Annotated in this window: 10 protein-coding genes; 8 read left to right on the forward strand and 2 right to left on the reverse strand. The window is 36.0% G+C overall.

Going from position 1 to position 13,993, the window contains the following annotated elements; all coding sequences use genetic code 11:
- The first annotated feature begins 161 nt into the window (after window positions 1–161).
- The 4 genes from IR083_RS10565 to IR083_RS10580 are packed head-to-tail and all read left to right on the forward strand — an operon-like array spanning window position 162 to window position 9,535.
- Window positions 162–1,736: a hypothetical protein gene (locus IR083_RS10565; RefSeq protein ID WP_194224300.1), complete on the forward strand. Its 1,575-nt coding sequence runs from the start codon at window positions 162–164 to the stop codon at window positions 1,734–1,736.
- Entirely contained in the window at window positions 1,729–3,561 is a 1,833-nt protein-coding gene (locus IR083_RS10570) for a hypothetical protein (protein ID WP_194224301.1), read from the forward strand. Before IR083_RS10565 ends, IR083_RS10570 begins: the two co-directional genes overlap by 8 nt.
- Before the next feature lie 5 nt (window positions 3,562–3,566).
- Window positions 3,567–4,367, forward strand: coding sequence for a hypothetical protein (locus tag IR083_RS10575; RefSeq protein WP_194224302.1), 801 nt, complete (start codon window positions 3,567–3,569; stop codon window positions 4,365–4,367).
- Window positions 4,368–4,372: 5 nt separating this feature from the next.
- The gene (locus tag IR083_RS10580; RefSeq protein ID WP_194224303.1) at window positions 4,373–9,535 is read left to right on the forward strand and encodes a DEAD/DEAH box helicase; all 5,163 of its coding nucleotides are present in this window, start codon (window positions 4,373–4,375) and stop codon (window positions 9,533–9,535) included.
- 202 nt (window positions 9,536–9,737) lie between these two features.
- On the opposite strand, the gene IR083_RS10585 is transcribed toward IR083_RS10580, so the two are convergent.
- Complete coding sequence (locus IR083_RS10585; protein WP_194224304.1) at window positions 9,738–10,970, reverse strand: site-specific integrase; 1,233 nt, start codon at window positions 10,968–10,970, stop codon at window positions 9,738–9,740.
- Between the two features lie 65 nt (window positions 10,971–11,035).
- Window positions 11,036–12,262 carry a site-specific integrase gene (locus IR083_RS10590; RefSeq protein ID WP_194224305.1) on the reverse strand — a complete coding sequence of 409 codons (1,227 nt, stop codon included), beginning with the start codon at window positions 12,260–12,262 and terminating at the stop codon, window positions 11,036–11,038.
- A 257-nt stretch (window positions 12,263–12,519) separates the two neighbouring features.
- Between IR083_RS10590 and IR083_RS10595 the strand changes: the two genes are divergently transcribed.
- The 4 genes from IR083_RS10595 (at window position 12,520) to IR083_RS10610 (ending at window position 13,943) form a co-directional block, all read left to right on the forward strand.
- A complete protein-coding gene (locus tag IR083_RS10595) occupies window positions 12,520–12,720 on the forward strand; it encodes a tyrosine-type recombinase/integrase (RefSeq protein WP_199343219.1) in 201 nt (66 codons plus the stop codon).
- Between the two features lie 135 nt (window positions 12,721–12,855).
- The gene (locus tag IR083_RS10600; RefSeq protein WP_194224306.1) at window positions 12,856–13,197 is read left to right on the forward strand and encodes a helix-turn-helix domain-containing protein; all 342 of its coding nucleotides are present in this window, start codon (window positions 12,856–12,858) and stop codon (window positions 13,195–13,197) included.
- Window positions 13,198–13,342: 145 nt separating this feature from the next.
- Window positions 13,343–13,645 (forward strand): helix-turn-helix domain-containing protein, encoded by a 303-nt coding sequence (locus tag IR083_RS10605; protein WP_194224307.1) that lies wholly within the window; start codon window positions 13,343–13,345, stop codon window positions 13,643–13,645.
- Window positions 13,646–13,661: 16 nt separating this feature from the next.
- Complete coding sequence (locus tag IR083_RS10610; RefSeq protein ID WP_194224308.1) at window positions 13,662–13,943, forward strand: helix-turn-helix domain-containing protein; 282 nt, start codon at window positions 13,662–13,664, stop codon at window positions 13,941–13,943.
- Window positions 13,944–13,993 lie beyond the last annotated feature (50 nt).

The following is a 13,993-nucleotide window of genomic DNA, read 5'->3' on the forward strand; positions in this document are numbered from 1 at the left end:
TGAAGTGTTGAAGCTAAAAGTTAAACATCCGAACGTTTTGACAATTATCACCATTCCATTTATGAACCAAGAGTAAAACCATCTCTTGAAAACTTTAATAAAATTGAAAACTTCTAAGGACTGGACCGTTATGAATTACTGAATAAGAACAATTAAGCGCAATGAAAACATACGAACTGTTCACAAGATATGTAATAGACACCTTTCTTACACATGACAAGAAAGATGAATTTGCTTCGCTTGTTATTGATGAGCAGTTTATGGAAAGTGCAGCAAATAAAATTGAAGTTTCAAGAGATAGCCTTGTAAAGAATCTGTGTTTAGAGCTGTTCATTCCTTGTGACAATCCAATTAGGGATATTGACTCTATTGTAGCTATTGTAGCATTACAACTTTATGCTGCGTCTAAATGCGAATCGGATGGTGAATATTCGGTAAACGCTTACAATCCAAGATTATGCGAGATAATAAATTGTGATATAGGTTATCTGCAATCATGGTATAGAGATAATCAAGAAAAAGTATGGGGGAAATTTTATGAGTGGTGTGCAGATAATGGTTTTATAGTACGGGAATGTCAGCCAAGGCCTTATAAAAACAGATTTATCCAATATCCATTAGAACTAGCAAAGTATTTGTTGAATAGAGAGGATATGAAATATATCACTTCTGTATTTAACAGATACAAGTTGCAACCTTATGAAAATATCTTTTACTCAGATTTTTGGAATATTATTAATATTAGATTTGACTTTAGACAACTAAACAACCATATTCAAAAGGTGTTTGATTCAGTGTTTGAAGATACGGAAAATTATGACATTGTTAAATCTCAAGTATATAATCATTTTTTAGTTTGGGGCGGAGAGTATATAGATACATATGAGTTACGAATAAAAAAGACAAAATCAAAAGAGCGATTTCAAATACATCTATCTGACAAAAACGATATATATAGAATCGATATTAGAAAAGAAGACAGATCTAAAATTACAAATTTTCAAATAGACTCTACTTTTTATCAAGAACTGGATAAGTATTATTCGTATAAACGTGATGGTATTATTATCTTTCAGAAGGACAGCGATGGAGATTTGAACTATTGGGATGAAACAAGGTTTATTGGAGATAAAAATGAATCGGGGCTTGCAATAGTATCTAACAATTTTCAACGGAGTAAATTTTATGGAGCTACCCCGGTATTTTATTATAGAGATATAGTTATATATGAGTTTAAATACAACGAACTCACTAAGGAGTTTTACTCAAGTGGAGAACAAATATTTGAGTTTATAGGCGGGTTAAGAATTTCACGTGGGATATATCTAATTGGAGGGGAGCCGATATTACGCGTTCACAAGGATTGTACATATTTAATGAATGGGAAAACTCAATCAGTAGTAAAAGGAGATTACCATTTGGTTTTACCTGAAGGTGAGTATTCTTTTAAATTTCCTAAAAGTAGAGAGTTGAAAATTACCATGCAGTCTCCGTCAAACAAAAGCATTCTGTGGTCTGAGGTATTTTGCAAATGGGAAATTAAAAAGAAGGAAAAGAAATGGTTGCCTGTCGAAAATGCAGAGGGAATTATAGGGCTAAACTTTGAACCCTATTCAAAATCGAATATTCAAAATTCGGCATTAAAGAAATGGGTAAAAGCCGTGCAGAACGAAAAAGTAGATTTTGGAAATAATGTGTCATTGAAACTACTAAATAACACTAATAAATATGAGTGATTTTAATTATAGACTACACAAAATTATAGGTGTTGCAAGAAAAAAATACCCAGGGGCTCTGCATGCGAGCATATATCCTTTAGGTTATGTAGACAACAACTATCATTTTCAACCATTTTGTAGAAATATGCAGAAAGATATTTTTTTGCATAATGGGACAGTGTTTGGATACAAATTCCCAGACTACTGGCTAGATAAGCTTATCATGCTAAATATAAGAGAGGACGAAATTAAAGATGATCCTAATAAAGATGTATATTTAGTTGCTTCTAAGCCAGAAAATTACCCTCACACTTCTATCATAAATATTAATGTTCCTGATTTAAGGGATGCTATCAAACAAGGTCAATACAATAGTTATTATAAAGTCGAAAATAAGATTTACTATATTACTGACGCTGATTCAAAAAAAGGAATTGCAAAGTATTGGTCTATTGAAGATGGGTTATTTGATGCTAATAACAACATGTGTAGGTGTGATGACGATGTTTATTTAATAAGAGGAGATATAAAATATCCCTTTAAATATAGCGATATTCTCACCAATGAAGAAATAGTAAGATACGTTATTGATTTAATTAGGCGGTACAACATTGCTCCAGAAAACCTTACAGAAATATCTGATGATCTAATTAAAACTCTCGAAATATCATCTGATATTTTAAATTTTAGATTTAATGTATTTAAAGAATTACTTCCATCAATCGTGCTGACGCAAAAAAATATTTTGGATTTGGCCTCTAACCCCATATTATCCGATGTTCTGCAAAGAAGCATTAAGGAATACGAAGATGAATATATAAAGACATATGAGGATTATAATCGAGAAACTATTAAAAAGATAGAAAATGCAAAAGTCCAAAAATTAAAAGAGGTAGAGGATGAATGTTTGAGAATCGAAAAAGAGCATATTGCAAAGGTAAACCTGATCAAAGAAGATATTAAGGCTCAGGAATTAAAACTGAAACAAGTTATTGACAAGATTAAAACAAAAGAAGCTAAAGCCGATACTATAGAACAAAGATTTATAGATATTGAAGAACACAAGAATCGTTTGATTGAAGATTTTTCTATCATCAGGGATGTAATTGGGGGGCATAACCAGAATCCACGTATTAGTTCCACAATAATTAATATCGAAAGCGTAACGTGTAACGGTGAACAGATAACTGAATTTGATGATTTTTGCAATCACTTAACCTCTCATTTATCAAAAAACAGTTTTTCATATGACAGTGCAGTAGAGTTATCCAAAAATTTAGCTCGTTTATTTGTTGCGAAGAATAGGTTAAATAGGCATATAGGCGTAATATTATTGCCAAGTCTTTTAATCTTTAAATCGCTGATTGACGCTATCGGACTGTATAAATTGCATTCAGTATCTGTAGGTGCAAACTGGAAGTCTTTTGATGATTTATATTGCAATGGACTAGAAAATATGCTTGTTTCAGCTAATAATAATCCTAAAGAGATACACATTCTATTGTTACAGAACATGAACCTATCCTATATTCCATCATATATGCAGCCAATAAACGATATCCTTATTGGAATTAGCAGCAAACTTCCAAGTAATCATAATATAATTGGTTTTCCCTCTAACTTATGGATTTTTGGAACAAGGACATCTATGAATGAGGAAGTTATACCTATTTCCAAGTCAAATATAGAAGAGTATGGTTGTGTCGAGTTTAAGAACTATACCTACAGCGAAGATGAGTCGGTAGTATCTATCAGTGGCAAATTTATTACAATGGACTTTATAGAATCGCAACGAGAAGAAGGCCGTAGATATAAATCATACCCAGATTCGTATTTAGATTAAAAGTTATGCAAAACGCGCAAGAGTTGTTATACCTATGGTTTAAGGAAGTTGGTGATGTTAGATATGAACGCATTAAACAAACTTGTGACTATCTTAACCTTAAACTGGAATTAGATTTAGAAAAACCTATATATAATATTTTTTACCCTCTTTTATATAGCGGCACTGTGGAATTTGCAGGTAATAGCAGATACCATATGGCTCCTGAGTGCATTATATCCAAACATAGAGACTCTCTCGTTGTGTTAAATCCGGTATTAACTGACGGATTACAGCAAACGAGTTACATAGGCATATATTTACACAAAGACATTGATAGGTTTAATGGTCCGAACAGATTTAATTTCAACCTTGAATCTATTTTGGGAAATATGCCTTCCATTGACCATTGCGTATTATCAATGCAGGAAGTATATGACATAAGAAGAGATGATTTTGAACATTACATAGGAGTGGTATCGCGAAAGATAAATGATACTAAAAAATGGTATTTCATCGACTGTGAGCATAATAAGTGTTACGCTATACCACATCATTCAATCAATCCTGATGCATTAAATATTGCTTATTCCTATGATAGAGTTGTAAAACAAGAGAATAACGGTATATATGATGTTAAGAACAAAGAGTTGAGAGTGCCCATATTCCATATGCCTATAATAATTTATAGAGCATTAATGATTGAGTCATTATTTGCAGAATCAATGCCCTATATTGATAATGGCTATTATGTATTTAAGAACGTAAATAGAAGAGCTTATACAGAACTTAATAGGATTTTTTGTGAATCAATAAAAACAAACTAAAGAATATGGACAATCCAATTAAAATACATAGAACATTACGAGAGTTATACCTTAAATATATTAACAGTGGAATGCCATTTTCCTCTGATTGCTACAATAATGAAAGAAATGAGTTGCTACTGTCGGACGCAACTATATGCCAGCCTCCCATTATTGAAATAGTGCCGAAGTATAAGGAAGTCTGCACAATTGAAGAGTTGTGTAATAAGGAGGGAATCAGCAAAGATTTCGCTGAGTTTGTCAATTGCGGCTTGTTTGATGGGAGCAGCAAATTTATAAGAAAATTGTATGAGCATCAGGTTGAAGCTATTGTACAGGCAACAAAAGGGAGAAAGGATATTATTGTAACAACAGGTACTGGTTCGGGTAAAACTGAATGTTTCCTTTTACCTCTTATATCGGACCTAATAAATGAGTCTAAAACCTGGACGAAGCAAGGTCGCCCTCGTGCCATGCGTGCTATGATTTTATATCCTCTAAATGCATTAGCCGAAGATCAAATGATACGACTTCGAAAGGCTCTGGATAGCAAAGAAGGTGACGGTAGGAATAATGCCCGAAAATGGCTTGACATGCATAGAGATGGTAATAGATTCTATTTTGGACGATACACAGGACGTACTCCTGTTAGTGGAACAAAAGAAAAAGCCGATGCTAGACTAAGAGAAGAACGAAAAGAACACGAAAGAGATTGGAGGGCAGTCATAGAAGAAGTTGAAGCTAATGGTACAACTGAATTGTTGTACCAAGTGCCATGTATGGATGAAGATAGTGCAGAAATATGGTGTCGCCAAGATATGCAGGATAATGCACCAGACATATTAATTACAAATTATAGTATGCTCAATATTATGCTTATGCGTAATATTGAATCTCCAATATTTGAACAAACCAAAACTTGGCTTCAATCTGATCCTACAAATATCTTTCATGTAATTATTGATGAGCTACATACATATAGAGGAACTTCAGGCACTGAAGTAGCGTACATATTTAGAATCTTATTAGATAGATTAGGGTTAACCCCGAACTCTCCACAAGTTCAATATCTGGCATCAAGTGCTTCTATGGAGGATAACGAACAGACAAGAGAGTATATAGGACAATTCTTTGGATTAACTTCAGAAGAGGTTAAAAATAGGTTTGTATTGTTGCAAAATCCGCCATCAGATGAGATCGTTAAACCATCTGTAGAACTGCCAATAGAACAATTATTACAGTTCAATACAAATACTTCAGAGTTATTAGATAACTTAAACTGTACATCGATTCCCGAAATTGTAAATAAATACGAGTTAGATAAATGGCTAAAATATGGAATGGTAAAGAATGGGAAGGTTACTGCATCAAAAGGTGATGATATTTGTACAAAGTTACAGCTTCCTACTGACGTAGCTTCTAACATAGTCGAATCCATTATTAAGATAATATGCCAAACTAAAACTGGCAATAATAATTTAATGCCATTAAGAGCCCACTTTTTTTTCAGAAACATAAATGGATTGTGGGCTTGCTCAGACCCTGACTGTTCTTCTTTAAGCGAAGAATACAAGACTGCTGAGAGAGAAATTGGAAAGATGTATAAACATCCTAATTCTATTTGCTCTTGTGGAAAACGAATCCTGGAACTCATATTGTGCGAGAGTTGCGGAGAAGTTTTTCTTGGTGGTTTTTCTCAAATACAATCTGGTAGAAATATTGTTTCTGTACAACAACCTGTGGGAGCATCAAAGAACCCATATGTTGTTCTAAAAAAGTGGTCACAATCCAAGCCCATACCCCAAAAAAGCGGTTGGATATCAGTGTCGTATGATAATGTCTCAGGGGAATGTCAAATTGATAAATCAGACGGCAATTATATTATATATCAAGAGCAAACAGAAACTCAATTACCATATCAATGTCCTTGCTGTGAAGTAAAAGCAAGAGGTAAAGGTAAAGATAGAATCCCTCCATTAAAGAGACATTCAACAGGTGTTCAAAAGGTGAATCAGGTTATGGCTGATGCATTGGTTAAAACTCTAAAAAGTGAAGGAGCTAATCCTAAAATCGTCCTGTTTTCCGATAGCCGGCAATCTGCCGCTAAACTTGCAGCTGGTATTGAACTAGATCACTACAGAGATGCATTGCGTTGGGCAATAATCAAGGCTATGAGTGTTAATGATGAAGATATTAACTTAATCAAACTATTTTACAATCTCTCAGATTCTCAACTTTCAGAAAGTGAATTGGACAAGAAAAAGGAATTTAGAAGAGATGAAAGATATAGAAAAATCATACAGTTAATAAGAGATAAACATGACGATTATTTAGACGCAAAGGACAAAAAAGAACTAGAGTCTTTAATGAGAAATCTAAATCTATCTGATTTGGAAAAAACTTTAGATTTTGTGATACATTGTCTTGTTAGTGCTGGAATCAGCCCAATTGGACCAAAACCTTCAATTGCAAATAATAATAAGGCATGGTATGAACTGTTTGACCTTAATACTAACACATTCAAAGATGATTCGGGTGACTTTGACTATAGAACCCAGATAAGAAATATAAATAAGACAGAACAATTACGCAGTATTTTTGCCCATAAGAAGCGTTCCTTTGAGTCTATGAGATTAGGATATGTAACTCTTAAAGAGCGTGATTCTGATGAAATAAGAGCGCAATTACTGGATAGCATAATAAGAATAATGGGCGAACGAAGTCGAATTGTTGGTGTTGACTCTGATTGGCCAAGAAAAAGTCTTACTAGACATTCCGAAAATCTTATAAAAAAGGCATATAATGTTAGTGCCTCTACAAAAGTTACAGAATTAAAAGATGAAATTATTAAAACTCTTCGATTAAAAGGTGCTTTAACCAGAGATGGTGAACTGTTACTTACTGGTGAAGGACTCTCTTTCAAAGAATCTACTATTGGAGATAAAGTATGGGTTTGTACTAAGTGTAAAACAGCCCATTTACATCCATCTGCGGGGTATTGCATTAACTGTACAGAAAAGCTAGGAGTACCTGATACGTTAACCGAGAATGATATTAATAATCCAAATGATTATTATTTATCTCTTGTTAAAAATAGCGACACAATATTTAGATTGCATTGTGAAGAGTTAACAGGACAGACTTCAAGAGATGATTTTCGTAAGCGACAGAGGCTCTTTCAAGGATTCGCATATAAAGGTGAAGAGCGAAAAGTCGAAGAGATAGATCTGCTTAGTGTAACAACTACAATGGAAGCAGGTGTCGATATCGGTTCTTTGTCCGCAGTAATGATGGGCAATGTACCACCTCAAAGATTTAATTATCAACAAAGAGTGGGACGTGCCGGACGTAGAGGTAATCCTTTATCCATTGCATTGACAATAGCAAAAGGAAATAGTCATGACCAAACACATTATGCAGAAACAGAGCGTATGGTATCTGCAATACCTAAAGCTCCATATCTTGAAGTAAGAACTAAAGAGATTGCTGAAAGAGTGATAATTAAAGAGGTGTTGTATCAAGCGCTTAAACCAGTTCTTTCAACGACAAAGGACAATATACACGGAGGTTTTGGACGTGTTGAACAATGGGATAAAAATAAGCATATAGTAAAAACATGGATTTATGACAACAAAAAAGCAATTGAAAATATAATCTCTACTGTTTCAAGAGGAACAAATCTTAAAGATAGCACTAAAAGTGATATACAATCGTTAATCAGCGATCAACTAGTCGAGCGAATAACTGGTGAGGTTGATAATAACAATGGTGTATATGATTATTTGAGTGAATTACTTGCAAATACCGGAATGTTGCCTATGTTTGGGTTTCCAACTCGTGTAAGAAATCTATACTTGAGGCATCCCGGCAATAAATTCCCATCGGAGGACGTAGTGTCCCGAGATATGGATATTGCAATAGCATCATTTGCTCCGGGCTGTGAAATAGTAAAAGATAAATTAGTCTATAAGGCAGTTGGAGTCGTTGATTATGAATCCGACAAGACAGGTAAGGTGCGGGTCAAAAATCGCTCTTTGAGCGTAATACGTAACAAATTGCATAAATGTAATAATTGCGGATTTTCATCAGTAACTCAAGACTTAGACATTTGCCCTATTTGTTCAAATTGTTTAGACAAAATAGATGCCTGCTCTCCACTTGGCTTCTGCATAGATTATACAGAAAAACCAAAAGACTTTAATGGTGTTTATGATTGGCACTCTCCTAGTAGTGATATTGCGCTTGATTGTTCTGACAAATTAGAACCAATCGAACATTGCATAAAGAATATACATATAAGAACTAATGTTGTACCGTCGACAGGCCGTGTCCACCAAGTAAATGACAATAATGGTGCATTATTCTCTTTGGGTAGGAGAGGAGAAAATAGTGAATGGATTTGTCGAAATGCTATTTCGGATGAAAAAGAAAGAAATAAACTGAAGTTATTGTATGAATCTAATTATGCATTTGTTTCATCCAAAACTACGGGAGTAATGGCTATAACATTGGATAGTATTAATGAAAATATTAATATTAACCCTATTTGCAATGATAATTCTCATGCTGTAAAAGCAGCGTTTCTTTCTTGGGGGTATTTGGTAAGAAGGTCTATTGCAAGTTTTCTTGATATTGATGCACAAGAACTATCCGTCGGATTTAATATAGATGCAAAAACACGTAATCCCGAAGTCTTTTTTGTTGAAAAATTAGATAATGGCGCTGGATATTGCAATTACTTGACAAATGGAGAAATTGTAAATAATGCTATTGTTATGCCTCTGGTTCAGGGAGGTCAAGAATACGAGAGATTGACAACGAAAGATCACTTGAGGTGTTCTTCTTCCTGCTACGACTGTATTCGTGATTATGGAAATCAAAATATACACAATATTATTGATTGGAGATTAGGATTAGATATCGCCAGATTATCTGATAATCCAAATGCAAATGTTGGTTTAGATGTTGAATATTGGAAAGAATATGTTGATACAGTAATTATTAACCGCATGAAAAGGCAGGGATTCACAATAAACAAAATATCTGATAATATAATTATATTTAATAATGAACGGGAGACTTTTTTATTAACTCATCCACTATGGTCAGATGACTATATTGAAAAGATTGAAGTTGAATTAGGGGTTCTTTTAGAAAAAAAATCTATATATGATTTATCGAAACTATAATAAAAATGGTTATATAAACTTGTCTAGAATTGTAATGTGAGTTTTATATTGTGTGACAGGTTGAACTTATTATAAAATAGGCATGAATTCATACACGTTCAATATCAGCAAATATCCTGCGGAAGGCTGTGAAAAACGGCAGGTTAATTTCAATAGCCTGCCGTTTTAATTAATATTATAGTTTGTAATAGGGTCAGACCTGTCATCGGCTGTCATGTGTCATTGATGCTTTATCTGTTGCCGGACCATCCTTTTTCCTGCGTATCATCAATCTGTCCATATCTTCCGATATTTTCTGTTCCGTGACCTGCGCATAACCCTGTGTTGTGGAAATATTGGCATGCCCCATCATTTTGGCGATGCTTTCGATGGAAAGTCCTGCCGAGAGCGCCAGCGTCCCGAAGCTGTGCCGGCTCTGATGGTAGGAAAGATTCTCCTTAAATCCCATGGAAACTCCGATCTGGTTTATATCCCACCAGATCATGTCGCGGGCCGGTAACGGGAATACAGGCTTGCTGTCGTCCGTGGTATTATAGAGCGACAATATCTGCCTAGCTACCGGATGTAACGGTATAAATGCCTCCACATTTGTCTTGACTCGCTGTTTCCGGATATAGGGCCTGCCCTCTGCCGTTTTGCCGATATGGCGCGGATAAAGACGGTACATATCCGCATAGGCGAGCCCGGTAAATGAAGAGAAAATGAAAGCCCTGCGTACCAGTTCCAGGCGCAAGTCGCTCATCGGGGTTTCCATAATACGCTTTAAGTCCTGCCTGCTTATATAGCGGTGCTTGGCGGGTTCTTTCTTTTCGTACCGTACATCTTCAAGCGGATTGCTCCTCAATACCTCCTGGTCGATGGCAATGTAGACAAGGCGGTTGAGCCAGGTAATGCATTTGTTTATATATCCCGCCCTCCGGTTATGCGTTATTTTCATAAAGGTCTTGAATGATTCGCCGAACTCTCCGGTGATATCCGTAAAAGCAATATCTTCCATCCCTCTGGAAAGGAGAAACTCCTGCAGGTTCAGTTGTGAAAGCCTGGATTGCCGGTAGGCAGAGGTCGAATTTATTTCTATCGAGCGAATCCGCAGCCGTTCTATCTCTACTTCGCCGGCTTTGAGCAGGCAGGTTGGTATGGAGTTTACCCCGGTAACCGTATTCTTAAGCAGCTCGCTGCTGACTACCCCCTGTTGTTTAAGTATATGCTCATAGGTATTTACAACACGGTTGCGGAATTCTGTCAGGCGGTTATTATCCCTTACCGTTTTGATTACGCCTTTTTTAGCGTTCCATTCTTCAGGAGGACTGTAGATGCCTGTTGTGAGAACGGAAATTTTACCGTCGATACTGATCCGGCACATAACGGCGGTTGTACCGTCCGACTTTACCTTATTGCGGTTGATGTAAAATAGCAATTTAAATGTACTGCGCATGACTTATAAATTTAAAGATTTAAAATGCAAAAATTTAACGATTGACAGAATCCGGAATCAGGGAACTAAAGAATTAGTTTCAAATCGCCGGTAGCTGCTATAAACTTATCCATATCCTCAAAAAGCTTCTTCGGGGTGACGCGGGCATAGATTTGTGTTGTCCGGATATTGCTGTGTCCGAGCATCCGGCTGATCGTTTCGATAGGAACGCCCTCTTCGAGCGTAATAAGGCTGGCAAAGCTGTGGCGGCCTGAATGGTAGGTCACCGGCTCTTTTATATCCGCCATAACCCGCAAGCCTTTCATATTGGCTTTTACCATGTCGGCCGACTGCATCGGAAACAGGGTATCCCTGCTTTCGTCCCTGTATTTCTCAATCAGGGCAATCGCTTCGGGCAACAGCTTGACGCGTGCCCGGTAGTCCGTTTTCTTCCTTGCATATTTGAGCCACAGGCTGCCTTCTTCATCCGTAAACAGGTTCTCCCGTGTAATGCGGATCACATCCGCGTAGGATGTGCCTGTATAGCAGGCGAAGAGGAACAAATCCCTTGTGAAGCGGGTTGAAGGACGGTTTTTAGGAATATCCAGGTCTCGTATTTTCTCGAAATTCTCCCGGCTCAATGCTTTCGGGGTAGTCTCTTTCTGTTTAGGCAGCTTGTAATGGGCAAAATGAAATTTTTCGGATAGGCCTTCTTTGAAAGCGATCTTACAGATTTTCTTCAGGATAGCTAAATAATGGCGGACAGTATCCATCGAATAGCCTTCGCTTAACACAAAGTCCTGATACTCCCGGATGAATTGCTCGTTCAGCTGCCCGAAGGCAATGTCTTTGGTCTTGAATTTCTTTTTAACGAACCTGCCGAGCGAACGGTGCGTGTACACATAGGTGCTTAGCGTGGTCGGTGCGACGTCGATTCCGGTACGGGCCCTTAATCCTTCCATGTGCCGGTCGAGAAGGCTAAGCAGGGTCATTTGTGCGTCCATGCTTCCCTGATATAAAGCCTTTACCGATTCGGCGTCAAAAGGCTTATTACGTTCCACAAGGCTGTCAAATGCATGATGCACCGCCAATAGTAATTTATCTATTTTGGCATTCACGTCGACCGCTTCATGGCTTTTTCCGTCCAAGCGGCTTTCACGGGGATTCCACAAGGCGGGGGTACAGGATAGCTTGCTGCTGAACTGTACCTTTGACCGGTTTACGGTGATACGGCCCATGACCGGGGCTTTACCCGACTTGTCCAGACCGCTCTTTTTAAGGTAAAGCAATACTTTGAATTTTTCTACTTTCATACGCTTTTGTTTTAACTGGTGAAATTACCTGTTTTATAAGCGTTCTTTGTTATGCAAAATACTGTAGTTCAGTAGATAATAAGCAGGTTGAAATATAGTTGTTTACACACTGTTACCTATTCGTATTCCGGTAACAGCCGGCTAACGGTTTGGTAACTGAAATACCCTGATATTTTGCAATTTCTTGCTTTTTATTCAAACCCTGAATAGTCGTCAAACAGCTAATTAACAACTGAATACCATTTTATTTCATCATTTTGTTTTCGCCCGCTTTTCTGAAAATTACTCATGTTGCGAGGCATACTTTCGCGACAGTGTCAATTTCATTAGGAATTCCTATAGAAGTTGTAAGCAAATTGTTAGGGCATACTAGTATACGAACCACACAAGTTTATGCCAAAATTGTAGATACAGTTAAAATTAAAGAAATGCAGAAATGGAATAATTTGAAAAAATAACATTATTTGTAAGTATTATCACTATCCATCATCAACGGTTAAAAAAAACAAAAACCATAGAGACTTTTCAGTGAAATTTTTCACCATAATATCACCATCTACACTTGGGCATGTTTAATTTAAAATGGCCAAACTATGATGTACAATGATCTTACTTTCGAAAAGTTACCCGAAGCGATAGCTTATCTAATCAAGACTGTAGATGAGCTTAAAATCTTACTTGTCAAAACGGAACCCCAAAACATTGAAAAACGGATGCCAATAGGAATAGATGAAGCATGTCGGATTATTCAAAAAGCTAAATCGACAATCTACTCTTTAGCTAGAAAAGGATTGATACCATGCTATAAAAAAGGCAAGAAATTATTCTTCTTTGAAGATGAACTTATCAATTGGATTCAAAAAGGTAAAAAGAAAAGCCTGGATCAAATCAGAGAAGAAATGAGTAATAGTATTTATAGATATGGAAATAAATAACTCTCATCCTAAAAAAGTGACAAATCATGCCAAAACCAGACAAATCACGCCAAATATCTATAATACAATTCATTAATTAAATAACACGTTATATTTGTAATGATTTTTTTGAAATACTAAAAGTTTAACAATTAAAAAATTTCTTATGGAACAGAATTTTATAACCATTCAAAGCGATGCCTTTAGGGCAATAATGATGAAACTTGAGCAAATAGAAAGTTATATCATCAATCGAGAGAAAGAGGATATTAAACGAAGAAAGGCCAATAGTAAATTACTTACTGGTGAAGATGTCATTAAAATGCTTCGTATTTCTAAACAGACCCTCTGGAGAATGCGTAAACGAGGTGATATTGCATATATTAGACCTGGTAATATTTGTCTATATACTCAAGAAGAAATTGAGAGGATAGTCAATAATCAGATTATAAGATACCGAAGAAAATAAAACCAACAGCTGAAATATGGAACAGATTAAAGATAAAATAGATAAATGCATGATTCTAATCATGGAAAGGTTTGATAAACTGGAAAACAAATTAGAAAAGTTGCATGAAACTAACAATATCAAAGATACTGATTTGCTAGATGATAATGAAGCACAATCACTATTGAATGTCAGCAAACGGACACTGCAAAGATATAAACAGCAAAAGCTACTCCCCCACTCAAAAGTAAAGGGGAAATCTTATTATTTAGGATTCGATATTATTATGTTCAAAAGAGGTCGAATGAATAAAATCTGATGCGAATGTTTAGGCAAGGTATTCTTATATATGAATACCTTGCTTGCTTT

The organism is Dysgonomonas sp. GY75, assembly GCF_015234155.1.
Lineage (GTDB): Bacteria > Bacteroidota > Bacteroidia > Bacteroidales > Dysgonomonadaceae > Dysgonomonas > Dysgonomonas gadei.